The following is a 26595-nucleotide window of genomic DNA, read 5'->3' as shown; positions in this document are numbered from 1 at the left end:
TCATTGCGGCTGAGGGTGGTCTCGACGCGGGTGAAGCGGCCGGTGAGCTTCCGCTCGGCGGATTCGATGTCCGCGAGGCGGTCTTCGATCCGGGCAAGGCGAGTGTCGAATCCGGCGGTCGCGGTTTCGATGTCGGCAAGCCCGGTCCTGACCGTCGCTTCGATCCGGTCCAACCGGACGGCGATCTCCTGGCGGATCTCCACGAGGTCGGTGCCCGGGGTGGTGGGCTGGACCTCGTAGCGGCCGGTCTTGCGAATCGACGGGAGCACCTCGTGGGTGACCCAGCGACGGAAGGCCTTCGCTTCGGGCTTGTTGCTCCGGAGGATCAGCGTGTAGAGCCCCGACTCGCTGACGAACATCATGTTCGGGTTTGCGTTTTCCCTGCTCACGCCGCCATAACCAAAGGTTAGGGCAGCGCGACCTGCGGAAACGTCGATGAGTCGCCGCTCGTCCTCGTCGAGCGCCTGAACCGCCTTGCTGGGGTTGCTGTGGTTGATGAACCCACACACGTCGTGGCCGCAGAACCAGGACTCCCCACCGACCAGCGCGATCCGCATCGTCCGGCCATCGGGGTAGGCAAAGGCATCAAACATCTGGGCGATGTCTGTGCAGCTGGTCTCGTCACGCTTGTTCGGGCATCCTGTGCCCGAGGGATTGGTCCGCGTCATCGGCCACTCCTTCTCGTCGACCGCAGCTGTTAGCAGCGGTCTGACCTCACGGCGGTCACCCTCGCAACGGGCGACCGCCGTTTTTCCGCTACCGAACGTAGCGACTTGAGGCTGAATCGGTGAGCCAATTGAGCGAAAATCAGATCCCCTCACACTTTTGAGTGAACGTTTGAATGTTGGGCGTTCATTGTTCACTCAGGGCTTAAATCGTGATCATTTGGATCGCAAAGTCGATCTTGATGTGCACGTTATCCACAGCGTTACGCACAGCTGGCGCACAGGTATACACAACCTCAGCTCGGGGGCCGAACTCCGCAGGTATACCGTCGGTCAAACCGACGGAAATGCCCTGACCTGCGACGTTGCCTATGTTCTCCGTCGGTTTGGCCGACGAAAACACCCTGCTCTTTCAGCAGGGAAAGCTCCGCCCTCCCCAAACACAGAACAGCCCGGCACACCCCCTCCCAGGGGCCCACCGGGCCGTACCAAAACCCCACCCGCAGCCTCAGGCCGCCAACCGCACCGTCAGCACCCTGTCGATCAGCACAAGAAGCGCGTCCCGCACCGTGCCACGCGTCCGGGCGTCCATGTCCACGATCGGCACCGCCGAGTTCAGGCCCAGCGCCTCGCGGACCTCCTCCGCCTCGTACCGCTCGCCGCCCGGGAAGTGATTCACCGCGAGGATGAACGGGATCTCCCGCTCCTCGAAGTAGTCCAACGCCGGGAAGCAGTCCTCGATCCGCCGGGTGTCCACGATGACGACCGCCCCGAGCGCGCCCTCGACCAGGTCGTCCCACAAGAACGCGAACCGGTCCTGCCCGGGGGTCCCGAACAGGTAGAGGATCAGCGAGTCGTCCAGCGTGATGCGGCCGAAGTCCAGCGCCACCGTGGTGGTCGTCTTGCCGTCGACCTTCGAGCTGTCGTCGACGCCGATCGACACCTCGGTCATCGCGGCCTCAGTGGCCAGCGGGTCGATCTCGGAGATCGCACCCACGAAGGTGGTCTTGCCCACGCCGAAGCCGCCGCTGATGACGATCTTCACCGAAGTGGGGGCGTCGACCGCGGACTGCGGCTCGGCGTACCCGGCAGCCGGGGTCGTCCCGTATGCGGGGTACCCCTGGTATTCCTGCTGACCGTAGTCAGAGCGCCCGTACAAGGTCCCGGATCCTCTCGATGGTGGTCACCGACATCGCGCCGCCTGCGGCAGATTCGTGACAGAACATCAGGTTGTCGGTGATCAGGTCGCCGATGACGACCTTCGCCACCCCGAGTGGCACGCCGAGCCGCGCGGCCACTTCGGCCACGGAGTGCGGACGCTGGCACAGCTCGACCACCGTGCGGCGTTCGAACGCCAGCGGGGCGGACAGTGCCGCGGGCAGTGACCGTACGAGCGTCTCAATGCGGAGGTTGTCCTGCAGTGGCGACGTGCGCCCACCGGTGACGATGAACGGACGGATGAACGAGTCGGCCTCGTCGTCGTCCTCGTAGAAGTCGTCGTTCAGACCCGCCCGCGGAGCCATCACGGGCACGCCGTAAGCAGGTTGCACGACGGGCACGCCCGAGACCGGAGTCATTGGGGCGGTCTGCCACCGCCGGTCCGACTCGTCGATCACCGGCATAGTGGCTGTCTTGTCGTATGCCTCGTAGCCCTGAAGGCCCTGAAGGCCCTCAGGCTCCCCGGGGCGCGACCGGAACCAGCCCTCGTCTTCAGCGGCGAAGGCGTCCCCACCCGGTTGCTGATCGTTCATGATTCCCTCTCCCCCACCAGACGGACCCTGCTCTAAGCCTTGGGACTGCGCGTCAGCGCGGCAGTCCGCGACGCAGTTCGGAGATCAGCATCGGCGTCAGGATCGCGCCGGCCCGCTCGGCGAGCACAGCGATCTCGTAGCCGATCAGACCGATGTCGCAGCCCCGGTCGGCCAGGACGCCGACGCAGGAACCGTCGGAAATCGTGGAGACCAGCAGGAAACCGCGGTTCATCTCGATCATGACGAGCTTGAGACCGTCGTAGTCATACCGGCGGGCTGTGCTGCGGCCCAGGCTGGTCAACGTGGACACGATGGCCGACAGTTGGTCGCCCTCGGCCCGGTCCAAGCCCGTCGACATGGCGATCAGCAGGCCGTCCGATGAGACGGCGACGGCGTCGCGTACGCCGTCGGTCTCCCGGACGAAGTTGGTGATGAGCCAGTTGAAGGACTGCGGCTGGGCACCGGTGTGGATGTCGATGGTCACGCGTTCTCCTCCGGGAGGGTGAAGCGGGAGGCCTCGGACTGCTCGTCGACCCCACGGGTGGAGTCAGATTTGTCCGACGTGCCGCGGGTGAAGCCGCCGCGGAACGCGGACAACGTGCTCCGCAGTTCCGCAGGGGACCGCTCGGCGGCTGCGGGCTGGCCGGGCGCAGGGGTCGGGCGGGCGGGCGGCCGGGCGGCGGTGTCCCGGCGCCGCGGCGGGCGCTTGGCCAGGCCGTTGCGGGTACGGGCCGCTGCGGACTGGGTGTCCTGGCCGGTTTCGTCCGCCGTCGCGGAAGCCGCTTCGAACGATGCGTCGAAGGACGCTCCGACGTACGGGTCCAGTGCGGTTTCCGGCTGCTCCGCCTGGTTGATCCGGCGCTGACGGCGACCGTCCGCAGCAGGGGCCACCGGGTTCTGCGGGATATCCAGTCCGGCGTACGGGTCGGAATCGTACGCCGGGTTCTGCTGTCCCGGTGCGCTCTGCTGCCCGGACGAGTTCTGCTGTTCAGCCGGGTTCCGCCGGTCAGCCGGGGCCGGGGCGGGCTCACGCTGCGGTGCCGGAGCCGGAGCCGCGTACTGCTGCTGCGACAGGACCGACGGGAACGGCCCACTGTCCGAGACCGGCATGGGAGCGACCGGAGCGCTACCCCGGTGCGGCGTCCACGCCGCCGGGGCTACCGGCCCGGTCAGGTCGACCGCGCCGAACTCGGCTGTGACGGCCGGCGCCGCCCGCTGAGCCTGCCTGGCCTGGTCCTGCCTGACCTGCTCATCGCGGGCCTGGTCCTGCCTGACCTGCTCATCGCGGGCCTGGTCCTGCCTGACCTGCTCATCGCGGGCCTGGTCCTGCCTGACCTGCTCATCGCGGGCCTGCTCCTGCCGCCTGGCCTGCTCATCGCGGGCCCGTTCGTCGCGGGCCTGCTCCTGCCTGGCCTGCTCCTGACGAGCCCTCTCCTGACGGTCCTGCTCGTCGCGGATCTGCTGTGCCTGCCGTGCCTGCCGCTGCTCAAGTTCGTACTGCTGCTGGGCCTGCGCCAGGCGTGCCTGCTCCCGCTCGCCCTGCTCCTGGTGGGCCTGGGTCTGCTGGATCCGTTCCTGCTGGGCCTGCTCCTGCTGCAGCTGCTTCTGCCGGGCCTGCTGCGCCTGCTGCTGACGGGCCTGTTCGTACTCGTCCTGCTGGCTCTTGGCCCGCTCGCGCTGGCGCTGTTCGAACTGGAGCTGATCCTGCCGGCGGCGCTCGTCCGCCTCCGCCTGGCCGTCGTCGGCGGGCACGCCCTGGGCGGGCGTCACCACCTGCGGCGCGGGGCGACGTGACGTCAGGCCCGGCCGGCCGGCCGAAGCACCGCGCGGCAGCGAAGCGGCCTGCGGTGCCCGGTCCCCCTGAAGCGCCGGGAGTGCCGGAGCCGCGGAAACCGCCGCGTCGGCCGGCATCGCCGACTGCCGGTGGGCCGGCTCGTTGCCCTGGCCCGTGGACCCCCCACGGGACGAGTCGACCAGGATCACAGCGGGCAGCATGACCCGTGCCGTGACACCGGTGACCGGCGAGTTGTCGACCTGGATGTCGGCGCCGAGGCGGTTGGCCAGTCGGCCGACCACGTAGTGGCCCAGGCTCCGGGACGGGGCGTCGAGGAAGTCCTCACCGCCGCGGAGACGCTTGTTGGCGGTCTCCATCTGTTCCATGGACATACCGACACCGTGGTCGATGACCGCGATCATGTAGTCCTCGCCGATGCGGCGGCCGTACACCTCGACCTCGACGTCCGGCGGGGAGAACGACAGTGCGTTCTCGACCAGTTCGGCGAGCATGTGGGCGATCTCGGTGGCGGCGCCGCCAGTTACGGCGACCTCGTCGATGCGGCGCAGCGTCACCCGGCGGTAGTCCTCGACCTCGGACAGCGCGGCGCGGACCACGTCGGCGACCGGCAGCGGCGCGGAGCGCGGACGCGGGCCCGGCTCGCCCACCAGGACGAGCAGCGACTCGGCGTTGCGGCGCATACGCGTGGCCAGGTGGTCGAGTTCGAACAGGTTGCCCAGGGCCGTCGGGTCGGCCTCCTCGTGCTCCAGCTTGGTGATGAAGCCGAGCTGGCGGCGGACCAGGTTCTGGTTACGACGGGCCAGGTTGACCAGCGAGTCGGTCGTGTTGCGGCGCATCGCAGCCTGCCGTGCGGCCAGTTCGACGGCGGAGTCCTGAACCTTGTTCAGTGCCTCGACCACCGTGGCGATCTCGCTGCCGGCCCGCCCTGGCACGACGATCGGCGCGGGGCGCTGCGGGTCGGTGTCACCGGCCTGCATGCGCGCGACGACCTCGGGCAGCCGCTTGGTGGCGACCTCTTCGGCTTCGCGGGCGAGGGCTGCGAGCGGGCGGGAGACCGACCGGACACCGGAAACCACCAGGGCGACCTCACCGATGACCAGCAGGATCAGGAAGCCCGCGTACAGCAACAGGTCGGTCAGGGCCTGGGATTCGAGCTTCTCGGCCCGGTCTGCGACTTCGTCGGCGATGGAGGTCTCCATCGCGTTGACGTGCTCCAGCACCTCGTTGAGCGAACCCCACCATTCCATCACGTCGAACTTCGGCAACTTGCTGCCGTCGGCGTGCGGCATGATCTGCGCTTCGATCTCCTTGGCGCGCGCGCTGCCCTTGAGCGTGTCCATCTTGGCGAAGCGGGCGATCTGCGCGGGGGTTGCCACGTGCAGGAAGTCCGCCTGCTTGGCGCCCTGCGCACCGCGCAGCGCACTGATCGACTGGTACTGCTCGGCGGTGAACTTCTGCGCGATGAGCACGGCGCTGGTGAAACCGCGGCCCTCGGCGATGATCTCCTTGAAGCCGGTCAGCGCGCGCAGTGCGCGGATGCCGTTGGTCACCTGGGTGTCGGTCTGGCCACTGACCTCGTAGTCCAGGCTCTGCAGCGCGCGCAGGACGCCGGTGAAGCCGTTGAAGATGCTGGCCTGGGTCTCGACCCGCCCGGCGTCCGGCCCTACGACGGACTTGCGGAGCGCTTCCAGGGTCCCGACCGCCTGGTAGGCCTTCTTCAGCTCGGCGCCGCCCTGCGAGTCGACGCGCTCTTTCACCCGGCTGGCAGCGGCATCGGTGGTCTGCTGCTGGCCGAGGACACCCGCCTTGAACGCGGGGTTGGCGCCGAGGTAGCCGGCAGTGGCGTCGCGCTCCTCCTGGAGCGTGTGGATCAGGAACTGGACATCCTTGGCGGTCTGCACCGAGTCGGAGATGTCACGGGCGTGCTGCCACTTGGTGACCTCACCGTTCATCAGCACGGCGGACAGCGCGATGACGGCCGCGAGCGAGACGGCCAGGAGGTTGAACAGCCGCGCCCGGAAGGTCCGCGGGCGCAGGAAGGAACCGCGGCCGGAAGTCTTCGGCTTGGGTGCTTCACGTGTCACCCCCGTGGACTGCGCCAGGGTGCCACCGGCCGGGGTTGCGTGCCTACCTCGCCTGCCACGGGATCCGCCACGCCTGTCGCCGGTGTTCCCGGGTTCGGACGCGGCCGTATCGACGCCGTTCACCATGCTCAACTTGCCGTCCCATGACTCCGCGTTAGGGCACCGCGTTCCCGTCAAGGGGCACCCATGTCGGGGCCATGGAATCAAGCGTCGTCACTGTGAGCAAAATGGAAATACGCAAAACAGTCAATTCGGACTATGCGCTTGCTCACAGTTGTCAGCGCAAGAAATGACTCTTGTCCTGCTTGTTCGCAAAAATAACGGTAAGTCACGACTCAAACACGCAGGACTGTACGGTTTTGTTGCCTTTTGGGCGGACTCCCGCAATACCTTCTGGCCGTATCCCTAACGTTTAGTCAGCGCCGTCCGGGCCAGGGCTATCAAAGCCACGACGACAACCGCACCGACCACCAGTTTCACCAGCAGCATGACAAACGCGGTTATCAGCCAGATCAATAGCCAGCAGGCCAGCAGCAAGCCGACAATCGGCAGTGCCACCTTCGCCCACAAAGGCAGATTCCCTATCATCTCTCTCCCCACAGATTGATCCGACGGCGTCCCGACGGGCGTCCTTCCCCTGTTTCAAGAACGCCACCCGTGCCCTGCCGGTTCCACCGCCGGTGTCAGCTCTCCGGCGGTGAGAAGAAGACCAGCACCCGCAGCGGTTCGGTTACCTGCCGGAACCGGTGCGGCACCCCGGCCGGCACAAACACCACGCTGCCGCGAGCCACATCGGTGACGGCGTCCCCCACCAGGAGCGTCGCCCGGCCGCTGACGACCACGTACACCTCATCCTGGCCATGCGGCGACTGCGGGTCGAGCTCGCCCGGCTCAAGCCCGTACAACCCCATGGAGAAGTGCTTCTCGTTCAGGAACTTCAGGTAGGCGCCCTGCTCTCCCACCCGTTCCGCGTCGAGATCGTCCAGCCGGAACGCCTTCACAGCAACCACCGCTTCCTCATGGTCGGCCCAGCACATCAGACGCCACCCGGCCGGCACTCGGCCCGGCGGTCATCCCAGCAGACCGGAGGCTACCGCCAGAACGAACGCCCGGTCAGGCGACACGTCGACATCGCATGTCCAGACGATCACACCGCGGCACTGTTCCACCTGACAGCATTTGGATATGAACAACCTCGTCATCAAATTCCTCGCCAACGCGGTCGCCATCTGGGTGACAAGCATCTTCGTCAGCGGCATCTATCTCGCCGAAGACGCCTCCAACATGCAGCGGGTCAAAACGATCCTGCTGGTCGCTGTGGTCTTCGGTGTCGTCAACATCGCGATCCGGCCGATCGTCAGTCTCTTCTCGTTCCCACTGTTCATCCTCACCCTCGGCCTGATCACCTTCGTCATCAACGCGCTGATGCTGTGGCTGACCTCTTACATCTCGGGGAAAATCGACCTCTCCTTCCACGTCGACGGCTTCTGGCCTGCCCTCCTGGGATCGCTGGTCATCAGCATCGTCAGCTGGGCACTCGCCCTGGTCCTCGACCGCGACTGAGCCCGTCCCGCTGGCCCGGCAGCTGGCCTTTAGCAGCACTGACAGCAGTACTGAACGCCCCGCACAGGCATGAAACGCCCGGAAAACCGGAATGGAGGAAGAGGATCCGCCGTCACGGGGAAGCGCGGCACTCGGCGGATCCTCGACGACCTGTGTCCCGGTTCGAAAGGGCGTACGCACCATGCGGACAGTGCTCAAAAGGACAGTTCCCGAGCGGGCGGCGCTCACGAGAGCAGTGGTCAAAAGGACAGCACGGGCGATCCTCATCGACGAGGACGACCGGATGATCCTGATCAAGCGCACCAAGCCCGGACGGCCGCCCTACTGGATCACCCCCGGCGGCGGTGTCGAGCCCACCGACACCACCGTGACCGCCGCCCTGCACCGCGAGCTGCTCGAAGAGCTCGGTGCCAAGGTCTCCCGCCACATCCCGGCCTTCGTGGACACGGTCGACGAGCCGGGCGCCGACGGGGTCAAGGTGCAGCACTTCTTCGCCTGCCGCCTGGAGTCCATGGACCCGGGCCTGCGGCACGGTCCGGAGTTCGACGAGCCCAACGGCGACTACGAGACCGTACGGATCCCCTTCACGGTCGAAGGCATCGCCAGTGTCGGCGTGGTGCCGGAGACCCTCGCCGCCTACCTGACGAACAACGTCGAGGGAATCCTGGAGCTCCTCACCGGCGACCTCGACTAGATCTCCGGGGGCCGCCTAACCGCGCGCTTTCACCACACCGGCCTCGTACGCGATCACCACCAGCTGGGCGCGGTCCCGCGCGCCCAGCTTCACCATCGCCCGGCTGACGTGCGTCTTGGCCGTCAGCGGGGACACCAGCAGCCGCCCGGCGATCTCGTCGTTGCTCAGCCCCGCCGCGACCAGGCCCAGGACCTCACGCTCCCGGTCGGTCAGCGTCGACAGGGTCACCTCGTCCACGTTCGCCGGCTCCGGCTGGGCCAGGAACCGGCCCACCAGGGCACGGGTCGCCCCGGGTGACAAAAGCGAGTCGCCGGCGGCGACAGTACGGATCGCCCGGAGCAGGTCGGCCGGTTCGGTGTCCTTGACCAGGAACCCACTCGCCCCGGCCCGCAGTGCCTCGAAGACGTACTCGTCGATCTCGAACGTGGTCAGCACCAGCACCCGCACGCCCGCGAGGTCCTCGTCCTGCACGATCCGCCGGGTCGCCTCCAAGCCGTCCATCTCGGGCATCCGGATGTCCATCAGGACCACGTCGGCGAGCGTCTCCCGGGCCAGCCGCACCGCCTCCGTGCCGGTCGCCGCCTCACCGACCACCTCAAGCCCCGGGTCGGAGTTCACCAGAACTTTGAACCCGGCCCGGACCAGCAGTTGGTCGTCCGCGATGAGCACTCTGACGGTCACTTAGCACTCCTTCTTGTTGCCGGGCTCCAAGCGTGGACGTTTTCCTCCTGTCCCCGTCGCTTCGCTCCGGGGCCAGTCGGCGTCCACGCGTCGCCCGGAAAAGCCGCGTCCTCCGGACGCGCTCCTTCGCTTCGCTCAGTCGCCTTGTAGGGGTTCAACTGCTTCGCTTTGCTCAGTCGCCTCGTAGGAGTTTGGCTGCTCCGCTTTGCTCAGTCGCCTCGTAGGAGTTTGGCTGCTCCGCTTTGCTCAGTCGCCTCGTAGGAGTTTGGCTGCTCCGCTTTGCTCAGTCGCTTTCACGGTGCGATCGGCAATACGGCATGGACGACGAATCCGCCGTCAGCACAGGGCCCCACAGTCAATGTGCCGCCCACCGAGACCGCACGTTCACGCATCCCGACCAGACCGTGCCCGGTCCCCGTGGAAGCAGGTGCCGCGCCGCCCCGGCCGTCGTCCCTGACGTCGATGATGACCGCGTCCCGACCGTACGTCACAGTGACCTGCGCACTGGCTCCGGGACCGGCGTGTTTGACTGCGTTGGTCAGCGATTCCTGCACTATCCGGTAGAGCGCCAGACCCACCGGAGCGGTCAGCGTCTGCTCGCCTTCGACCGTGAGCCGGACCGGCAGGCCAGTCTCCCGGTAGGAGGCCACCAGGTTCTCCAGCCCGGCCGCCCCCGGCGTCGGCTCGGTCGGGTCGGCGCTCTCGCCGTCCTGCCGCAGCACACCGAGCGTCGTCCTGAGCTCGGCCAGCGCGTCCCGGCTGGCCTCCTTGATGTGCACCAGGGCCTGCTTGGCGTGCGGCACGTCGTTGTCGATGACGTGGGCGGCCACCCCCGCCTGGATGTTGATCATCGCGATGCTGTGCGCGACCACGTCGTGCAGCTCCCGGGCGATCCGCATGCGCTCCTCGATGACCCGCCGTCGGGCCTCCTCCTCACGCTCGGCCTCGGCCCGGGACAACCGCGCCTGAACTTCCGCCCAGTACGCGCGCTTGGCCCGGACGGCCTCCCCGATCGCCACCGGAAGGTACATCCAGATCCCCGCCAGGTAGACCTCCGGCTGGAAGAACGACCCGACCACCAGCATCCGCACCAGTGCGTGCGCCAGCGCCACACCGGACGCGATCCACACCGAGCGGCTCAGCCGGCCACGCGACGCCAGGGTGTACAGCGCCACCATGGTCGGCAGCAGAATCGGGCCGTCCGGGCCCTCCGCGGCAAGGAACAGCGCCTGTCCCGCCTCGGTCAGGCACAGTGCGGTCAGCGGGGAACGCGTGCGCAGTCCGAGGGCCAGGCAGGTCAGCACCGCGATCGCCAGGTTCAGCCCGGACATTTGGCCCTGGCTGGTGTTGTTCTGGCTGTACGTACCGGCCAGGGTCATCGCGAGCACCGCCCCGACCGTCAGGAACTCGACCGTCCACGGCCGCAGGAAGCAGAACCGCCGCCGGAACGGCCCGTCCGGACCGAACGGGTCCAGAACCAGCGGACCCAGGACGCGGGGAAGGCCCCGCGCAACCGATTGCGCGGGGCCTTCCGGTGAACTCATACGCACAGTGTGCCGGTCAGTACTTTCCGGCGAGGACAGGCTCGCGCTGGTCGTCGGCGTCGGCCTGCGGCACAACGCGGGAGTCCGCGCCGTGACCCGGGTACCAGGCCTTCTTGCCGATCAGCGCGGTCAGTGCGGGCACCAGGAAGGTCGACATCACGAAGGCCGCCAGGAGCACGCCCACCGACACCGCGAAGCCCATCTGGGTCATCATGTCCACCCCGGAGAGCAGCAGCGTGCCGAAGGTGCCGGCCAGGATGATGCCGGCCGCGCCCACCGAAGGCCCTGCGTGCTCCACCGCAAGAGCGGCGGCCTTGCGCGGACTGTGGCCTTCCTGCGCTTCCTCGCGGAGGCGGGCCACCATGAGGATGTTGTAGTCCGTCCCGATGGCCACCACGAACATGTAGATCATCATCGGCAGCATGAACATGACGCCCGGCTCACCGCCGATGAACTGGAAGGCCAGGACCGCCGAGCCGAGGGTGGCCGCGTAGCCGAGGGCCACTGCCAGCATCAGGTACCAGGGGGCGACCACACTGCGCAGCAGCAGACCCAGGACCAGGGCGATCAGGATCGCGGCGACCGGGAAGATCACCTTCATGTCGCGGTCGGTGGCCGTCCGCATGTCGGCGAAGGTCGCGCTGAGGCCGCCGACGTGGACCTCGGTGCCCTTGGGTGCGTGTGCGTCGGCGAAGGAGCGCAGCGCCTTCATCTCGTTGAGCGCGGTGAGCCCGAAGGGGTCGTCCTTGAGGATCAGGTCGATCTGCGCCGTAGTGCCCGCCTCGTTCAGCTGGGCGAAGTGCGGTGCGGTCGCGGCCGGGTCCGGCACGGCCTTGGCGTCGGCCACGCCCTTGCCGCCCTTGAGCTCCTGGGCGTAGTTCTCCAACGCGGCCTTGTCGAGCTGCTTGCCGTCGGTCGACTGCACGTAGACCTGGGTCGGGCCCGACATGCCCTTCGGGAAGGCGGACTGCATGTCCTCCTGCGCGCGGCTGGACTCGGTGCCCGCGGGGGTCGCGCCGATCTGGCTGTAGTCGGCCTTGAAGCCGAGTGCGCCGGCGGCCAGCGCGACCAGGATCAGCCCGGAGACGGCGGCGACTACGCCGGGCTTGCGGCCGACGAGCGCGCCCATCTTCTGGTAGACGCTGCCCGTGGGCTGCGCCATCCAGTTCTTCGACGGCCAGAAGACGAGCGGGCCGAGGAGGGAGACGACTGCGGGGACCAGGGTCAGCCCGGCGACCGCCATGACGACGACCGCGATGGCCAAGGCCGGGCCCATCGACTGGAACATACCGAGGCTGGCGAGCAGCATCGCACTGAAGGCGATGACGACTGCGCCGGCGGCGGAGACGATGGCCTCGCCGACCCGCTCGACGGACACGATCATGGCCTGCTTCTTGTCGTCACCGGCGCGCATGCGCTCGCGGTAGCGGAAGAGCAGGAACAGGATGTAGTCCGTACCGATGCCGAAGAGGACAACGGTGAGGATGCCCTCAAGTGAGTTGTCGACCTGCAGGCCGGTGCCCTTGGCGACCAGCGCGATGATGTGCGGCGCGACCATGGAGACCACGCCGACGACCACCAGCGGCAGGATCGCCGCGATCGGGCTGCGGAAGATGACGAGCATCAGCACGATGATGACGATGAAAGTGCCGAGGCCGATCAGCATGTTGGACTTCTCGAAGGCCTTCGCGCTGTCCAGCATGGTCGCCGGACCGCCGGTGTAACCGGCCTTGAGGTCCGTGCCGTTCAGCAGTGTGACGGTCTTCTTGCGCAGGTCCTTGACCGCGTCGTTGAGCTTGACGTCCTGCGCTTCACCCTTGAGGTAGACCGTCGCCAGCGCGATCTTGGGGTTTGCGGCAGGCGCGGTGCCCGCGTGCTCGACCTTGGAGACCTTGTCGACACCGGCTGCCCCCAGGCCGGCCTCGATCTGCTTGACCTTGTCGACGTCGGCCGGGGTCAGCACCCCACCGTCGGCGCGCTTGAAGACCACCATGGTGGTCTGGTCCTTGGACTGCGGGAACTCCCGCTCGGCGATCTTCGCCGCCTGCGCCGACTCGTACTTGCTGGGGAGGAAGCTCTTGGTGTCCTGGTTCGTCACGTCGGCGATCGATGGGGCGAGGAACACCAGGGCGAGCCCGGCCACGATCCAGGCCGCGATCACCTGCCACGGATTTTTGACGACGAATCGCCCTAGACGTCCGAACATGAGGGTCCCCTCGGTAGCGCGCGCTTCCCCCTTGAACCGATCCTTGTGATCTGCTTCACAAAGGCTTGCCGATTGACGCACAACCGGGAAGTCGCTGGTGGTGTCAGCTTCGACCGTAGGCGTACGCCTGCGTACGGACCAAGTTGAAAAGGCCTTCTCGCAAGAAGTTCAGCCCGGGGTACGACACCCCTGCACACCGTCCGCAGGCGCGGGTTCGAACATCTACTACAGCGGGAGTACGGCGGACCTCCTACGCAGGGACCACTACGCGTTGAGGTAGGTCAGTACGGCCAGCACCCGCCGGTGGTCGTCGTCCGACTGGTGCAGGTCGAGCTTCGTGAAGATGTTCGTCGTGTGCTTGGCCACCGCACCGTCACTGACCACCAGGCGCTGCGCGATCGCCGCGTTCGACCTGCCCTCGGCCATCAGCCCCAGGACCTCGCGCTCGCGCGGCGTGAGTTTGCCCAGCGGCTCGTTCCGTTCGTTGCGGGCCAGGAGCTTGGCGATCACTTCGGGGTCCATCGCCGTCCCGCCGGCCGCCACCCGCCGCACCGCGTCGATGAACTGGTCGGCGTCGAAGACCCGGTCCTTCAACAGGTAGCCGATCGCTCCCGTGCCGTCCGCGAGCAGCTCCCGTGCGTACAACTGCTCCACGTACTGCGACAGCACCAGGACCGGCAACCCCGGGACCTGGCGCCGCGCCTCAAGTGCCGCCTGGATGCCCTCGTCGGTGAAAGTCGGTGGCAGACGCACGTCGACCACCGCCACTTCCGGGCGGTGGTCGAGTAGCGCGGTGAGCAGATCAGGACCGTTGTCCACCGCCGCCACCACCTCGAACCCGTGGGCTTCGAGCAGGCGGACCAGACCGTCCCTCAGGAGGAAAAGGTCTTCGGCGAGGACAGCGCGCACGGCAGCTCCATGGTGACGACGGTCGGACCGCCCACCGGGGAGTGCAGGGCGAGGACGCCGTCGAATGTACCGAGTCGCCGCTGGATCCCGCGCAGTCCGGTCCCCCGCATGAGGTCCGCGCCGCCCACACCGTCGTCGGTCACGATGACCTGCAACCGGCGCGCGTCGTAAGCGATATCGACACTCACGTGCGCCGCACCGGCGTGCTTCCCGGCGTTGGCCAGGCATTCGGAGACCGCGAAGTACGCGGCGGACTCGACCGGAGCGTCCAGCCGCCCCACCACATCCGCGGTCACCTCGACCCGGAACGGCAGGTCCAGGGCAAGGGCCCGGACCGCGTCGGCCAGCCCCCGGTCGGCAAGCACCGGCGGGTGGATCCCCCGGACCAGGTCCCGGAGTTCGGTCAAAGCCTTGGCCGAGGACGTACGGGCTTCTGTAAGCAGCTTGCGCGCCGCCTCGGGATCCCGGTCGAGCAGGGCCTCGGCCGCGCCGAGGTTCATGCCCATGGCAACCAGGCGGGCCTGCGCGCCGTCGTGCAGGTCCCGCTCGATGCGCCGCAGTTCGGCCGCGTTGGTGTCCACCGCGTCGGCCCGGGTCTCGGTCAACTTCTGCACACGCTGCGAGAGTTCGGCCTCTTTGGTCGGCGCGAGCAGCACCCTGGTCCACTTCCCGTGCAGCCGGAGCAGCGCCGGGGCGACCCCGAGGCCGAGCCCGATCTGCAAGAGGCCGACCGGCACCGCGAGGAACGCGGTCGGCAGGTCCTGCACCGGCACAAAGAGGTACCACTGGGTGCCGCCGACATTGAAGATCGGCTCCCAGTACAGCGGCATGAACACCCCGAACAGGCCGTTCCCGATCAGCGCGACCGGGAGGATCACCAGGAGGGATCCGACGACCGGGTCGGCCGTGAGCCAGGCCATGTCCCGCCACGTCGCCACGTCACCCACGTACGCGGTGAACCGCTTCCAGGAGCCGGCGAACCCCGGCTCGTGCTCCGGTTCGGCGTTGTACGGCCGGTCGATCCGGACCCCGGACCACTCACCCGCCAGCCGCCGGCTGCGGTCCGCCAGCCTGCGTACCCAAGTTGTCACCGTGGGGAGCATCACGACGCCGACCCCGATACTGGCCAGCGAAACGGCGGCCCACATCAGGCAGCTCAACACCACCTGAGGGACCATCAGCAGACTGAGGACCACACCGCGCTTGACCGCGATCAGCCCGTCCCGGACCCGCACCCCGGCCCCACGCTGCCCTGCCGTCCGTACAGACTCCGCCGTCTGGACCACCGCCGAACCGTTCATGACTGTTCCCTCCCGAGCCGCCCCACGGGGTGGTTTCCCCATGGAGAACAGTCTGCTGATGATCGATCCGCAGCGCACTGCACCCAATATCCGAATCAGTGGTGGGCCTGGACCCACCTCGCGCCCGCCGTGAGTTCGTTCGGCTTCACTGAGGCAGCTGTCTCGATATATAGCCCGAACTCCCCGACCTGGAGCGGCGTTTGGTCAATGACCAACCAATTGAATGCTTCCATGACGGCGTTGCCCTGATTTGACGCATTTCCGCCATAACGGGGCGTCATACTCCTTGCTGCGCAACAGAATCGACGGCCGCCTCCGGTGAAGAGGCGACCGCCGCGGAAGTCAGACCGCTGGATCAACAGTGGCCAACCGTAAGGAGCAAGCCGATGAACCCGGCCATCCCCTCGGGCACAGGATGCCCGAACGACCCGAACGACGCCAGCGAGGCGGGGAACCTGCCCGCGCTGCGGGTGTTCACCTACCGCGAGGGACTCGATTTCGAAGTGGTTCTCATTGACGGGATCTCGTGGTTCGGAAACGACGGCGTGTGTCACGGCCTCGGCATCAACAACCCCACCTCGGCCGTCCGGAAACTCGACAATGACGAGAAGAAAGTTATCCACAGGTCGGTCTTCGCAGGTCAGCGAGGTAGAGGGGAACGAGTCCCCTCTACCTCCGAGGTTCCGAACCGCGGCGGAAACCCCAACAAGACCTTCATCAGCGAGTCCGGTCTCTACAAGCTGATCCTCCGCAGCGACAAACCCGAGGCCAAGCAGTTCCAGAACTGGGTCACCCGGGAGGTCCTCCCCGCAATTCGCAAGACCGGCCGATACGAGGTCACAACCAACCAGCTTGGCAGTTCGCAGTACGACATCCCCACCCACCTCGGCCACATCGAGGAGCGTCTCAGCAACGTCGAGGACCGGGTCACCGCGATCGAGGACAAGCTGAGCCGCCTCGAACCCCGGGTGGCGAACATCGAGTCCGGCATCGAACGGCTGGCGCTCGCTTGGGAGGCCACCACCCGGGCGCTCACCCAGTTGGCAGGACTTCCCCTGTGGACCACAAACTCCGAGATCCCCGAAGCTCAGCGAGGTAGCGAGCAACCGATGCCCGCTACCTCCGCGATGAGGGAGCAGGAAGTCCCCCGCCCCCGCGCCGATCAGCACCTCACCCCCGCGGTCGTCGCCGAGTGCCGCCGCCTCCACCGCAGCGGCGTCTCCGTCTACCGGCTCGCCATCAGTCACTGTGTGAGTGACTCGACCATGCGCTCGGCCGTCCGCGGACAGACCTACCGCTACGTCGCCGAGCCGCCCGTCAACTGAAGCCACGAAGCCCCGAAGCACTGAAAACCACAAACGCCCGCGCCCTCCACAGCCTGTGGAGGGCGCGGGCGTTCGCCTATGTCAGGAGTGCTGGTTCATATCCACGAAACGCGAATAGTGGCCTTGGAAGGCCACCGTGATCGTCGCGGTCGGGCCGTTACGGTGCTTGGCCACGATCAGGTCGGCCTCACCAGCACGCGGCGATTCCTTTTCGTACATGTCCTCGCGGTGCAACAAGATGACCATGTCAGCATCCTGTTCGATTGAACCCGACTCGCGAAGATCGGAAACCATCGGCTTCTTGTCCGTTCGCTGCTCGGGACCACGGTTCAGCTGGGACATCGCAATCACCGGGATCTCCAACTCCTTGGCCAGGAGCTTGAGGTTTCGCGACATATCGGAGACCTCCTGCTGGCGGTTCTCAGCCCGCTTCGAGCCACCGCCCGACATCAGCTGGAGGTAGTCGATGATGACCAGCTTCAGATCGTTGCGCTGCTTGAGCCGACGGCACTTGGCGCGGATCTCCATCATCGACAGGTTCGGCGAATCGTCGATGAACATCGGCGCACCACTGACATCGGGCATCCGCCGCGAGATCCGGTTCCAGTCTTCGTCGGTCAGGCTGCCCGAGCGCATGTGGTGCAGCGCCACCTTCGCCTCTGCCGACAGCAGGCGCATCATGATCTCGTTGCGGCTCATTTCGAGCGAGAAGATGACGCTGGTCAGGTTGTTCTGAATCGAGCACGCCCGTGCGATATCCAGGCCGAGTGTCGACTTGCCCACGGCCGGTCTGGCCGCAATGACGATCATCTGTCCCGGGTGCAGCCCGTTCGTCAGCGCGTCGAGGTCGGTGAACCCCGTGGGAACCCCGGTGAACTGGCCCGCACGCGATCCGATGGCCTCGATCTCGTCGAGGGCGCCCTCCATGATCTCGGAGAGCAGCCGGTAGTCCTCGCTGGTGCGCTGCTCGGTGACCGCGTAGACCTCGGCCTGGGCGCGGTTGACGATGTCGTCGACCTCGTCCTCGGCGGCGTAGCCCATCTGCACGATGCGGGTACCGGCCTCGACCAGACGGCGCAGAACAGCCTTTTCGCGGACGATCCGGGCGTAGTACTCGGCGTTGGCGGCGGTGGGCACCGCATTCATCAGGGTGTGCAGGTAGGCCTGCCCGCCGGCGCGGGTGATCTCCCCGCGTTTGGTCAGCTCGTCGGCGACGGTGATGGTGTCGGCCGGTTCGCCCCGTGCGTAGAGGTCGAGGATGGCGACGTAGATGGTCTCGTGCGCCGGGCGGTAGAAGTCGATCGGCTTGAGCTTCTCCACCACGTCGGCGATGGCGTCCTTGGACAACAGCATGCCGCCCAGGACCGACTGCTCCGCAGGGATGTCCTGCGGAGGCACCCGCTCGAATCCTTCACGGGGGGCCTCCGGGGGCGGAGCGTCCTCGTACTCGGCGCTCATCGCGACCCCTTCTTTCCCTCTGTGTCCACCGACGACCACAGCGCCTCATCCAGCACCGGCTCCGCCATCCTTCTTACGGCACCCGGCCGACATTTCGGCCGTACGACGCGGGTGACGACCCCTTACCGTACGGGTCTGTCGGCCCGCCTCCAAAGAAGTTATCCACAGGGTATGTGGATAACTGTGGATAACCTGTGGAGTACCACCGGCTCGGCTGTGCACAAGCTGTGCACACAGCGTTCGACTGCCTGCGACGACACCGGCATCCACTGGCTCTGACCTGCAACTTCGCCATCCACGGCCTGTGCATGGGAAAAAGTTCAGCCGGATTGGTGAGGTAATCCCCCCACACACGCCCACAGCGGCCACTGTCACCCGAAAGTAAGAGTCAGGAGCGCATTGTGGCTCTTACCTGTGGATGACTACGGTGGACAAGTGACTGGCACACCCACAACTAAGCCCCATCCCAGGGCCCTCCGCCGCACAGCCGACCGGGAGATCCTGCGGCTTGCTGTCCCAGCCTTCTTCGCGCTGGTGGCCGAGCCACTGTTCATCCTTGCCGATTCGGCGATCGTGGGCCATCTCGGCACCCCCCAACTGGCCGGTCTCGGTATTGCCGGAACCGTCCTGACCACCCTCGTCAGCCTGTGCGTCTTCCTCGCCTACACGACCACTGCAGCCGTCGCCCGGATGGTCGGCGCCGGGGACCTGCGCGGTGCCGTCCGCCAGGGCATCGACGGACTCTGGCTCGCCCTCGGCCTCGGAGTCCTGCTGACCGTACTGGCCGCGGGCACCGCTCCGTGGGTCCTCGAAGCACTCGGCGCTTCCTCGACAGCGCATCCGTACGCCCTGACTTATCTGCGCGTCAGCGCCCTCGGCATCCCCGCCATGCTGCTTGTCCTGGCCGCCACCGGTGTCCTGCGCGGCCTCCAGGACACCAGGACCCCGCTGTTCGTGGCCGTCGCGGGCTGTGTCGCCAACCTGCTGCTCAACCTGGGTTTTGTGTACGGACTGCACTGGGGCATCGCCGGCTCCGCGTGGGGCACTGTGATCGCGCAGTACGGCATGGCCGCGGTGTACCTGGTCGTAGTCGTCCGCGGCGCCCGTCGGCACGGCGCACCGCTCACCCCCGACCGGGCCGGGATAAGGGCCAGCGCGACCGCCGGGGTCCCACTGCTGATCCGCACCGCCAGCATGCGGGCGGTGTTCGTGATCGCGACTGTGGCCGCCACCCACCTGGGCGACACCTCGGTCGCCGCCCATCAGATCACCTTCCAGATCTGGATCCTCCTCTCTCTGGCGCTGGACGCCCTGGCCATCGCCGGGCAGGCCATCGTCGGCCGCGCGCTCGGCGCCGGGGACATCGCCGGGACCAGGGCCGCCACCCGGCGGATGCTCGCCTGGGGCGTCTGGGCGGGCGCGCTGTTCGCCGTGGCCGTCCTGGCCGCCAGACCGCTGTACGTCCCGCTGTTCACCCCGGACACAGCGGTACGCGACCTGCTGGCCGCGACGTTGATCGCCGCCGCCGTCCAGCAGCCCCTGGCCGGCGCGGTCTTTGTGCTGGACGGTGTCCTGATCGGCGCGGGTGACGGCCGCTACCTCGCCCTGACCATGCCCGTGGTCCTGGTGCTGTTCGCCGGGGCGGCCACCCTGGTATGGGTCTGCGGCGGCGGGATCGCCGCGCTGTGGTGGTTCGGGCTCAACACGTTCATGGCGGCCCGCCTGGCGGTCCTGTGGTGGCGCTACCGCGGCGACGCCTGGCTGGTCACCGGGGCCCGGAGGCACTGAGAAACCCGTCGGGAAACACGAAAGTCCGGGTCCCTCCGTGAGGAGGGGCCCGGACGATCAGCACCGGACGAGTCCGGCTGGGTTCCGAGGAACCTGATTACGCAGCGACGATGTTGACGTCGACGTCGGCGGAGACCTCAGCGTGCAGGCGAACCGACACACGGTGGGTACCGACGGTCTTGATCGGCTGACCGATCTCGACACGGCGCTTGTCGAGCTGCGGGCCGTCGGCGGCCGTGATGGCCGAAACGACGTCCGCAGCGGTGATCGCGCCGAAGAGACGGCCGGCATCGCCGGAACGGCTCTTCAGGACGACCTTGAGACCAGCGAGCTGGTTCTTGATCGCGACGGCTTCGTCGAGGGTACGGATCTCGCGGACCTTGCGGGCCCGACGGATCGCCTCGACGTCCTTCTCGCCACCCTTGGTCCAGCGCATGCCGAGACCACGGGGGATGAGGAAGTTGCGGCCGAAACCGTCCTTGACCTCTACGACATCACCGGGCTCGCCGAGGCCGGTCACTTCGTGAGTGAGAATGAGCTTCATTTCAAGATCTCCCTTCTCAGCGTGCAGTGCTGGTGTAAGGAAGAAGAGCGACCTCGCGGGCGTTCTTCACGGCTACGGCAACGTCACGCTGGTGCTGCGTGCAGTTACCAGTGACACGACGGGCACGAATCTTGCCGCGGTCGGAGATGAACTTCCGCAGCATGTTCGTGTCCTTGTAATCCACGTAGTGGACCTTGTCCTTGCAGAAGGCGCAAACCTTCTTCTTAGGCTTGCGCACAGGCGCCTTGGCCATCGTGTTCTCCAGATCGTTCCCACACCCGCCCGGCGTCTCCGCGGCGCGGGTGCGTGATAAACAAGAAGTTTGGTCCCCCGAAGCCCAGTGGGCTTACCCAGTGGGCTTAGAAGGGGGGCTCATCCGAGTAACCGCCGGGAGGGGCTCCCCAGCCGCCGCCCTGCGGAGCGGCGTTGCCGCCACCGCCGGGGGTCGCCCAGGGGTCATTGGCGGGGGCCTGCTGGCCACCGCCCTGACGTGCGCCTCCGAAGTTGCCACCCTGCTGGCCGCCGGACTGCTGCCCGCCGTAGCCACCGCCGCCCTGCTGCTGTCCGCCGCCGAATCCGCCGCCACCCTGGCCACCCTGACGGGAAGCCTTCGTGACCTTGGCGGTGGCGAACTTCAGGCTCGGGCCGATCTCGTCGACCTCAAGCTCGTAGACAGTGCGCTTCTCGCCTTCCTTGGTCTCGTACGACCGCTGCTTAAGCCGGCCCTGCACGATGACCGCCATGCCCTTCTGCAGCGATTCGGCGACGTTTTCAGCCGCCTGACGCCACACGTTGCACCGGAGGAAGAGCGCCTCGCCGTCCTTCCACTCGTTCGTCTGACGATCGAACGTGCGGGGGGTGGACGCGACGGTGAAGTTGGCGACAGCGGCCCCGCTGGGAGTGAAACGCAGCTCCGGGTCCGCAGTCAGGTTGCCGACGACTGTGATGACGGTTTCGCCTGCCATGCGTGACCTTTCGCTGCGTTTACTGCCGTTGGTGGCCTGCTGCCGGTAGTGCCAGAGTCAGAGGACTCTGATCACCGGATGTCGGGGCGCATGACCTTCGTCCGGAGCACCGACTCGTTGAGGTTGAGCTGACGGTCAAGCTCCTTGACCAGCGCGGGCTCAGCGATGAGCTCGGCGATGGCGTAGATGCCCTCGGTCTTCTTGTTGATCTCGTAGGAGAGTCGACGACGACCCCACTGCTCGACCTTCTCGACCTTGCCGCCACCGTTACGGATGACGTTCATGAACTGCTCGATAAGCGGCGTCACGGCGCGCTCTTCGAGGTCCGGGTCAAGGATGAGCATGAGTTCATAGTTACGCATGAAACACCCACCTCCTGTGGACTTCAGCGGCCACGGAATCTCCGTGGCAGGAGGGTTCTGCGTTGATCCGTTGATGTGTTCCGAACTTAGTCGGCACCACTGACAACAAGGGTTGTGCAGCGAGCCGGCCGGGACACGACGGACGGTACAGCGTACCTGGCTTCCGCCCTCGTCTTGAAATCCGCAGGTGGACGGGCGCATCCTGGTGTCCGGAGATCACGGACAAACATGTCCATAACCGTCTCCCAGCAGGAGGTGCGTCATGGCTTCCAGAATCGGCCGGAGCAGTCCGCTGCACGCGGGTCACGCTGCCCAGACCAGCAAGGCCGACCCGGTCACCCGGCCGCCCGGCCTCAAATCCACCCTCCAACGACTCGGTTTCCAAACCGACGGCCGTGCCCATCCGCGGGAGAACGCCGTCATCGCGGGCACCGTCACCTTCGCCCTGGTGTCGATCGTGTGCGCGTTCTTCCCTGGCATGCACATCCTCGGCTCGTGGGCCGGGCTGCTCGGCGTGTTCGTCGGGTTCAGCGCGCAGATGATGTCGGCGACCACCGCGGAGCGCACGGTCAACGTCATCGCCACCGGCACGGCTGCGGTCGGTCTCTTCATGGGTCTGGCCCACGGCGGCCTCTATTAGACAGCCGTCTGGATAGCCGTCCGCGCTCAGGCGGCAGGCACAGAAACGGGCTTCACCACAGCCGCCGTCGGTTCCGCACACGCGTGCGGAACCGACGGCGGCTGCGCGCAGCGGCGGCCCTTACCGGGCCGTTGTCCGGAAATGACGGGACGACAGCACATCCATCCGGGCGAGTACGCTCTGACTCGGCCGAACCGATCCCGATGAGCCGAGGAGCTTGCCAGATATGACCCTCCGCCTGAGGACGCTCACCCGGGACGAGCACCTCGCCTTCATCAAGAGCCGCCCCAACGCCAGCTTCCTGCAGACCCCCGCCTGGGGTGACGTGAAGGCCGACTGGCGTTCGGAGTCGATCGGCTGGGTTGACGAGACCGGCCACGTCGTCGGCGCCGCCCTGGTCCTGTACCGACAGTTGCCCAAGCTCAAGCGCTACCTCGCGTACATGCCCGAGGGCCCGGTCATCGACTGGTTCGACGGCGACCTGAAGCGCTGGCTGAATCCGATGCTCGCGCACCTGAAGAAGCAGGGCGCGTTCTCGGTGAAGATGGGCCCGCCGGTGGTGGTCCGCCGCTGGGAGGCCGACACCATCAAAAAGGCCATCGCCGACAAGTCCGGCAAGCGGCTGCGCGACCTGCCGGCCGACTTCACCGATGAGCGGGCCGAGGGCGTCGAGCACCTACTGCGGTCACTCGGCTGGTTGCAGGACCCGTCGGGGGGCGCCGGCTTCGGCGACTTCCAGCCGCGCTACGTCTACCAGGTGCCGCTGACCCGGCGCTCGCTCGACGATGTGCACGCCGGGTTCAACCAGCTGTGGCGGCGCAACATCAAGAAGGCGCAGAAGGCCGGCGTCGAGGTCGTCCAGGGCACGTACGAAGACCTGGGGGTCTTCCACGACGTCTACAAGACGACCGCGATCCGCGACCACTTCACGCCGCGTCCGCTGGCCTACTTCCAGGGCATGTGGAAGGCGATGGCCGCCGAGGACCCCGAGCGTATGCGCCTCTACCTGGCCAAGCACGAGGGCGAGGTGCTCGCCGCCACCACGATGGTGACCGTCGGCGACCACGTCTGGTACTCGTACGGTGCCTCGGCCAACCACAAGCGTGAGGTGCGCCCGTCGAACGCGGTCCAGTGGCGGATGCTGCGCGACGCGTACGCCCTGGGCGCCAGCGTGTACGACCTACGCGGGATCAGCGACACCCTCGACGAGACCGACCACCTGTTCGGCCTGATCCAGTTCAAGCTGGGCACCGGCGGCCAGGCCGTGGAATACCTGGGCGAGTGGGACTTCCCGCTGAACAAGATGCTGCACAAGGCGCTGGACATGTACATGTCGCGCAGGTAGACCCCGGGCTCCAAGCGCGGGTAGACCCCGGGCTCCAAGCGCGGGTAGACCCCGGGCTCCAAGCGCAGGCGTCATCCTCCCGTCGTCTTCGCTTCGCTCAGCCGCCGGTCGGCGCCTGCGCGTCGCCCGGAAAAGATCGCGTCCTCCGGACGCGCTCCTTCGCTTCGCTCAGTCGCCTCGTAGGGTCGGTGCTTCGCTTCGCTCAGTCCCCTCGTAGGGGTGGCGCTTCGTTTCGCTCAGTCGTTTCGCGCAGTCGCCTCGTACACCGGGCCGATCTCTTCGGCTCACGCTGGATCGCTCGCTTCGCCTCGCACGTTCAACTCTGAGGACCGCTCATGTCGCTGACGCTGTACGTCGACGCCCCCCGCTGGCGCAAGCACCAGGACGAGGTGCGCGCGGCCTTCCCCGGCCTGGTCCCGGTGATGAAGGGGAACGGGTACGGCTTCACCAACGAGCGGCTGGCCGAGGAAGCGACCCGGATGGGCGCCGACATGGTCGCGGTCGGCACCACCTACGAAGCCGACCAGGTCAAGGACCGCTTCGACGGCCGGATCCTGGTCCTCACCCCGTACTACCGGGGCGAGGAGCCGATGGCCCTGCCGGACAGGGTCGTCCGTACGGTCTCCTCGGTTGAAGGTGTCCGCGAACTGCTCGGGCGCCGCATCGTGGTCAGCTGCATGACCAGCATGAAGCGCGACGGCGTGACCGAGGAGGACCTGGTCAAGCTGCGGACGTCACTGGACGACATCCGCCTTGAGGGCTTCTCCCTGCACCTGCCGATGGACCACTTCGACAACTACGACCCGGCCCGTGAGGTCGCCGACTGGATCGAGCGGCTCCAGGCGGCCCGGCTGCCGGTGCACACGCTCTACGTCAGCCACCTGACGGCGAATCAACTGCATGCTCTGCGCCAGCGCTACCCCGACACGGTGTTCCGGCCCCGCATCGGCACCGACCTCTGGCTGGGCGACCACGACGCCTTGTCGTCCCGGGGAACCGTGATCAATGTCGTACGGGTCGCCAAGGGCGAAAGGTACGGCTACCGCCAGCGCAAAGCCGCGTCCGACGGCCATCTCCTGATCGTCAGCGGTGGCACCGCGCAGGGCGTCGGCCTGGAGGCCCCCAAGACCGTACGCGGCGTCATGCCCCGGGCCAAGGGCGTCGCCCGGGCCGGTCTGGCCACCGTCAACCGCGCGCTGTCGCCGTTCGCCTGGGCGAGCAAGCAGCGCTGGTTCGCCGAGCCGCCGCACATGCAGGTCAGCCTGCTGTTCCTAGAGGGCGAGGTGCCCCCGCCGGCCATCGGCGACGAACTGGACGCGACGCTGCGGCACACCACAACCCAGTTCGACCGGGTCATCCTGCGCTGAATCCCTTCCGCACCGAGCCCTTCCGCACCGAAATAAGAGGGCAGGTCTTCGCGTACGGGAATTCCGTACGCGAAGACCTGCCCTCTTATTCGTCTCCGGACCTAAAGAAGCGCCGGTTCCTCGTGCTTCTCCGCCGTGCGACGACGCCGCACCAGGCTCACCGTGAACACGTCAGGAGCTCGGTCGAGCACGCCCCCTGACGGATCGTCACTGCCGTCGGCCCGGACCGGATCGCGGTCGGGCAGCAGGATGTCGCGGATCACCATCGCCGCGAAGAACAGCGTTCCGACCAGGTGGAAGATGATCGTCACGTGGTACGCGTTCTGCGACAGGCCCTTGCCGCTGAACGAGGCGATGTACATCCACACCCCGAGGAAGTAGACGACCTCGCCGGCCTGCCAGATCAGGAAGTCGCGCCAGCGCGGCCGGGCGAGCACCGCCAGCGGGATCAACCACAGAACGTACTGCGGTGAGTAGACCTTGTTGGTGAGGATGAACGCCGCGACGATCAGGAACACGAGTTGGGCGAACCGCGGACGGCGCGGCGCGCACAGAGCCAGCGCGGCGACACCCAGCATGCACAGCACCAGGCTCACGCTGACATACGTGTTGAGTGCCTCTATGTGCTTGCCGTCGCCGCGCTGCATGACGATCAGCCAGAACGAGCCGTAGTCCTCACCGCGCGTCTGGCTGAACGTGTAGAAGAGCTTCCAGCCCTCCCGGATGTGTACTCCGCCGTCCCGGAACTGGAGCGCGATCGGCAGGTTGACGAGCAACCAGGACGCCACGGTCGCCACTGTGGTCTTGGCGAAGTCGGTCATGCGGCCGGTCCGCAGGCACAACAGGAACAAAGGGCCGAGCAACAGGATGGGATACAGCTTGGCCGCCGTCGCCAGGCCGATCAGCACGCCGGCCAGGACGATGTTGCGCCGGGCCCAGGCCATCATTCCCACGGCGGTGAGCGCGACCGCGACCAGGTCCCAATTGATGATGCCGTTGAGCGCCAGCGCGGGCGCGCAGGCCACGATCGCCGCGTCCCACGGCCGTCGGCCCGACGTCTTCATGGTGGCCACCACGGTCACCACAGCACAGGCCATGAGGACGAGCACGTTGATCCAGACGAACCACAGCTGCTCGTTGTGGAGATCGCCGCCCAGCGTCCGGGCGATCACCCCGGCGAACTGCATGACACCGCCGGTGATCACCGGGTACTCCAGGAACTTCATGTCCTTGTCACCGGTGGTGTCGAAGTACGGTACGGCACCGTCGTGGAATCCGCGGCTGGTGTACAGGTGCGGCATGTCGCTGTAACAGGCGTGGGAGTACTGCGTGCTGCCGGAGAACCAGCCGCCGTCGAAGCAGGGCTTCTTCTGCACCAGGCCGAGTGCGAAGCACAGCACCGCCAGGAGGATGAGGACACGCACGGGGGTCCACCACCCGTTGCGCCCGGTGGAACCGGCACCGAAGCGGATCCGCCGACCGGCAGGGCCGCCCACCACTTCGCTGCCGGCCCGGATGATCGGATCGTCGTGCGACGGCAGGACCGGCTCGGAGAATGTCGGCTTCATGCAGGTCATCTTTCCGCAGGCGGGGTGGGTGGCGGTGCCC

Annotated in this window: 25 protein-coding genes; 7 read left to right on the top strand and 18 right to left on the bottom strand. The window is 67.1% G+C overall.

Features of this window, described 5'->3' with window-relative positions; genetic code table 11:
• The 7 genes from AC0Z36_RS18735 to AC0Z36_RS18705 form a co-directional block, all read right to left on the bottom strand.
• Positions 1-668: BRO-N domain-containing protein (locus AC0Z36_RS18735; RefSeq protein WP_485464077.1), on the bottom strand; the 668-nt coding region annotated here is incomplete at its 3' end.
• Positions 669-1173: 505 nt separating this feature from the next.
• On the bottom strand, positions 1174-1710 hold the full coding sequence (locus AC0Z36_RS18730) for a GTP-binding protein (RefSeq protein WP_485464083.1): 537 nt from the start codon (positions 1708-1710) through the stop codon (positions 1174-1176).
• 97 nt (positions 1711-1807) lie between these two features.
• The gene (locus AC0Z36_RS18725) at positions 1808-2416 is read right to left on the bottom strand and encodes a DUF742 domain-containing protein (protein ID WP_485464076.1); all 609 of its coding nucleotides are present in this window, start codon (positions 2414-2416) and stop codon (positions 1808-1810) included.
• A 52-nt stretch (positions 2417-2468) separates the two neighbouring features.
• Complete coding sequence (locus tag AC0Z36_RS18720; RefSeq protein ID WP_485464082.1) at positions 2469-2894, bottom strand: roadblock/LC7 domain-containing protein; 426 nt, start codon at positions 2892-2894, stop codon at positions 2469-2471.
• Positions 2895-2896: 2 nt separating this feature from the next.
• Positions 2897-6295, bottom strand: a complete 3399-nt coding sequence (locus AC0Z36_RS18715) for a sensor histidine kinase (RefSeq protein ID WP_485464075.1) — start codon at positions 6293-6295, stop codon at positions 2897-2899.
• A gap of 405 nt (positions 6296-6700) precedes the next feature.
• Positions 6701-6883: a hypothetical protein gene (locus AC0Z36_RS18710; protein ID WP_485464074.1), complete on the bottom strand. Its 183-nt coding sequence runs from the start codon at positions 6881-6883 to the stop codon at positions 6701-6703.
• A gap of 95 nt (positions 6884-6978) precedes the next feature.
• Positions 6979-7296, bottom strand: a complete 318-nt coding sequence (locus tag AC0Z36_RS18705; RefSeq protein ID WP_485464081.1) for a cupin domain-containing protein — start codon at positions 7294-7296, stop codon at positions 6979-6981.
• 184 nt (positions 7297-7480) lie between these two features.
• On the opposite strand from AC0Z36_RS18705, the gene AC0Z36_RS18700 reads away from it, so the two are divergent.
• Positions 7481-7858 (top strand): phage holin family protein, encoded by a 378-nt coding sequence (locus AC0Z36_RS18700; protein ID WP_485464073.1) that lies wholly within the window; start codon positions 7481-7483, stop codon positions 7856-7858.
• 235 nt (positions 7859-8093) lie between these two features.
• Entirely contained in the window at positions 8094-8552 is a 459-nt protein-coding gene (locus tag AC0Z36_RS18695) for an NUDIX domain-containing protein (protein WP_485464080.1), read from the top strand.
• Positions 8553-8567: 15 nt separating this feature from the next.
• Here the strand turns inward: AC0Z36_RS18695 and AC0Z36_RS18690 are convergent, their stop codons facing one another.
• The 5 genes from AC0Z36_RS18690 to AC0Z36_RS18670 all read right to left on the bottom strand — a co-directional run bounded on the left by AC0Z36_RS18690 (position 8568) and on the right by AC0Z36_RS18670 (position 15193).
• Positions 8568-9233: a response regulator gene (locus AC0Z36_RS18690; RefSeq protein WP_485464072.1), complete on the bottom strand. Its 666-nt coding sequence runs from the start codon at positions 9231-9233 to the stop codon at positions 8568-8570.
• 293 nt (positions 9234-9526) lie between these two features.
• A complete protein-coding gene (locus AC0Z36_RS18685) occupies positions 9527-10777 on the bottom strand; it encodes a sensor histidine kinase (RefSeq protein WP_485464071.1) in 1251 nt (416 codons plus the stop codon).
• A gap of 16 nt (positions 10778-10793) precedes the next feature.
• Positions 10794-12983 carry an MMPL family transporter gene (locus tag AC0Z36_RS18680; RefSeq protein ID WP_485464070.1) on the bottom strand — a complete coding sequence of 730 codons (2190 nt, stop codon included), beginning with the start codon at positions 12981-12983 and terminating at the stop codon, positions 10794-10796.
• 264 nt (positions 12984-13247) lie between these two features.
• Entirely contained in the window at positions 13248-13892 is a 645-nt protein-coding gene (locus AC0Z36_RS18675) for a LuxR C-terminal-related transcriptional regulator (protein ID WP_485464069.1), read from the bottom strand.
• Positions 13856-15193, bottom strand: a complete 1338-nt coding sequence (locus tag AC0Z36_RS18670) for a sensor histidine kinase (protein WP_485464068.1) — start codon at positions 15191-15193, stop codon at positions 13856-13858. Before AC0Z36_RS18670 ends, AC0Z36_RS18675 begins: the two co-directional genes overlap by 37 nt.
• Before the next feature lie 386 nt (positions 15194-15579).
• Between AC0Z36_RS18670 and AC0Z36_RS18665 the strand changes: the two genes are divergently transcribed.
• A complete protein-coding gene (locus AC0Z36_RS18665) occupies positions 15580-16518 on the top strand; it encodes a BRO-N domain-containing protein (RefSeq protein ID WP_485464067.1) in 939 nt (312 codons plus the stop codon).
• An 81-nt stretch (positions 16519-16599) separates the two neighbouring features.
• Here AC0Z36_RS18665 and dnaB read toward each other — a convergent pair whose 3' ends face one another.
• Entirely contained in the window at positions 16600-17976 is a 1377-nt protein-coding gene (gene dnaB / locus AC0Z36_RS18660) for a replicative DNA helicase (RefSeq protein ID WP_485464066.1), read from the bottom strand.
• A gap of 435 nt (positions 17977-18411) precedes the next feature.
• Between dnaB and AC0Z36_RS18655 the strand changes: the two genes are divergently transcribed.
• Positions 18412-19764, top strand: coding sequence for an MATE family efflux transporter (locus tag AC0Z36_RS18655; protein ID WP_485464065.1), 1353 nt, complete (start codon positions 18412-18414; stop codon positions 19762-19764).
• Positions 19765-19861: 97 nt separating this feature from the next.
• On the opposite strand, the gene rplI is transcribed toward AC0Z36_RS18655, so the two are convergent.
• The 4 genes from rplI to rpsF form a co-directional block, all read right to left on the bottom strand.
• Positions 19862-20308, bottom strand: a complete 447-nt coding sequence (rplI, locus tag AC0Z36_RS18650; RefSeq protein WP_485464064.1) for a 50S ribosomal protein L9 — start codon at positions 20306-20308, stop codon at positions 19862-19864.
• A gap of 16 nt (positions 20309-20324) precedes the next feature.
• A complete protein-coding gene (rpsR, locus tag AC0Z36_RS18645; RefSeq protein ID WP_485464063.1) occupies positions 20325-20561 on the bottom strand; it encodes a 30S ribosomal protein S18 in 237 nt (78 codons plus the stop codon).
• Between the two features lie 106 nt (positions 20562-20667).
• Positions 20668-21273: a single-stranded DNA-binding protein gene (locus AC0Z36_RS18640; protein WP_485464062.1), complete on the bottom strand. Its 606-nt coding sequence runs from the start codon at positions 21271-21273 to the stop codon at positions 20668-20670.
• 71 nt (positions 21274-21344) lie between these two features.
• Positions 21345-21635, bottom strand: coding sequence for a 30S ribosomal protein S6 (rpsF, locus tag AC0Z36_RS18635; protein ID WP_485464061.1), 291 nt, complete (start codon positions 21633-21635; stop codon positions 21345-21347).
• A 262-nt stretch (positions 21636-21897) separates the two neighbouring features.
• Here rpsF and AC0Z36_RS18630 point away from each other — a divergent pair, with 262 nt between their 5' ends.
• From AC0Z36_RS18630 to AC0Z36_RS18620, 3 genes are all read left to right on the top strand, one after another.
• Positions 21898-22275 carry a hypothetical protein gene (locus tag AC0Z36_RS18630; RefSeq protein WP_485464060.1) on the top strand — a complete coding sequence of 126 codons (378 nt, stop codon included), beginning with the start codon at positions 21898-21900 and terminating at the stop codon, positions 22273-22275.
• Between the two features lie 226 nt (positions 22276-22501).
• The gene (locus AC0Z36_RS18625; RefSeq protein WP_485464059.1) at positions 22502-23620 is read left to right on the top strand and encodes a lipid II:glycine glycyltransferase FemX; all 1119 of its coding nucleotides are present in this window, start codon (positions 22502-22504) and stop codon (positions 23618-23620) included.
• A gap of 335 nt (positions 23621-23955) precedes the next feature.
• Entirely contained in the window at positions 23956-24987 is a 1032-nt protein-coding gene (locus AC0Z36_RS18620) for an alanine racemase (RefSeq protein ID WP_485464058.1), read from the top strand.
• A 101-nt stretch (positions 24988-25088) separates the two neighbouring features.
• Here the strand turns inward: AC0Z36_RS18620 and AC0Z36_RS18615 are convergent, their stop codons facing one another.
• The gene (locus AC0Z36_RS18615; protein ID WP_485464057.1) at positions 25089-26555 is read right to left on the bottom strand and encodes a glycosyltransferase family 87 protein; all 1467 of its coding nucleotides are present in this window, start codon (positions 26553-26555) and stop codon (positions 25089-25091) included.
• Positions 26556-26595: the final 40 nt, after the last annotated feature.

Source organism: Kitasatospora sp. UYEF31 (assembly GCF_057291755.1).
Note: the sequence above shows the minus strand (reverse complement) of the source record. Positions and strands in the feature narration are given on the sequence as shown.

Coding starts and splice junctions, on each gene's coding strand:
- AC0Z36_RS18725 (WP_485464076.1), bottom strand. CDS start 2,416: ATGAACGATCAGCAACCGGGTGGGGACGCCTTCGCCGCTGAAGACGAG.
- AC0Z36_RS18710 (WP_485464074.1), bottom strand. CDS start 6,883: ATGATAGGGAATCTGCCTTTGTGGGCGAAGGTGGCACTGCCGATTGTC.
- AC0Z36_RS18700 (WP_485464073.1), top strand. CDS start 7,481: ATGAACAACCTCGTCATCAAATTCCTCGCCAACGCGGTCGCCATCTGG.
- AC0Z36_RS18685 (WP_485464071.1), bottom strand. CDS start 10,777: ATGAGTTCACCGGAAGGCCCCGCGCAATCGGTTGCGCGGGGCCTTCCC.
- AC0Z36_RS18680 (WP_485464070.1), bottom strand. CDS start 12,983: ATGTTCGGACGTCTAGGGCGATTCGTCGTCAAAAATCCGTGGCAGGTG.
- AC0Z36_RS18670 (WP_485464068.1), bottom strand. CDS start 15,193: ATGAACGGTTCGGCGGTGGTCCAGACGGCGGAGTCTGTACGGACGGCA.
- AC0Z36_RS18665 (WP_485464067.1), top strand. CDS start 15,580: ATGAACCCGGCCATCCCCTCGGGCACAGGATGCCCGAACGACCCGAAC.
- dnaB (WP_485464066.1), bottom strand. CDS start 17,976: ATGAGCGCCGAGTACGAGGACGCTCCGCCCCCGGAGGCCCCCCGTGAA.
- rplI (WP_485464064.1), bottom strand. CDS start 20,308: ATGAAGCTCATTCTCACTCACGAAGTGACCGGCCTCGGCGAGCCCGGT.
- rpsR (WP_485464063.1), bottom strand. CDS start 20,561: ATGGCCAAGGCGCCTGTGCGCAAGCCTAAGAAGAAGGTTTGCGCCTTC.
- AC0Z36_RS18640 (WP_485464062.1), bottom strand. CDS start 21,273: ATGGCAGGCGAAACCGTCATCACAGTCGTCGGCAACCTGACTGCGGAC.
- rpsF (WP_485464061.1), bottom strand. CDS start 21,635: ATGCGTAACTATGAACTCATGCTCATCCTTGACCCGGACCTCGAAGAG.
- AC0Z36_RS18630 (WP_485464060.1), top strand. CDS start 21,898: ATGGCTTCCAGAATCGGCCGGAGCAGTCCGCTGCACGCGGGTCACGCT.
- AC0Z36_RS18625 (WP_485464059.1), top strand. CDS start 22,502: ATGACCCTCCGCCTGAGGACGCTCACCCGGGACGAGCACCTCGCCTTC.
- AC0Z36_RS18620 (WP_485464058.1), top strand. CDS start 23,956: ATGTCGCTGACGCTGTACGTCGACGCCCCCCGCTGGCGCAAGCACCAG.
- AC0Z36_RS18615 (WP_485464057.1), bottom strand. CDS start 26,555: ATGAAGCCGACATTCTCCGAGCCGGTCCTGCCGTCGCACGACGATCCG.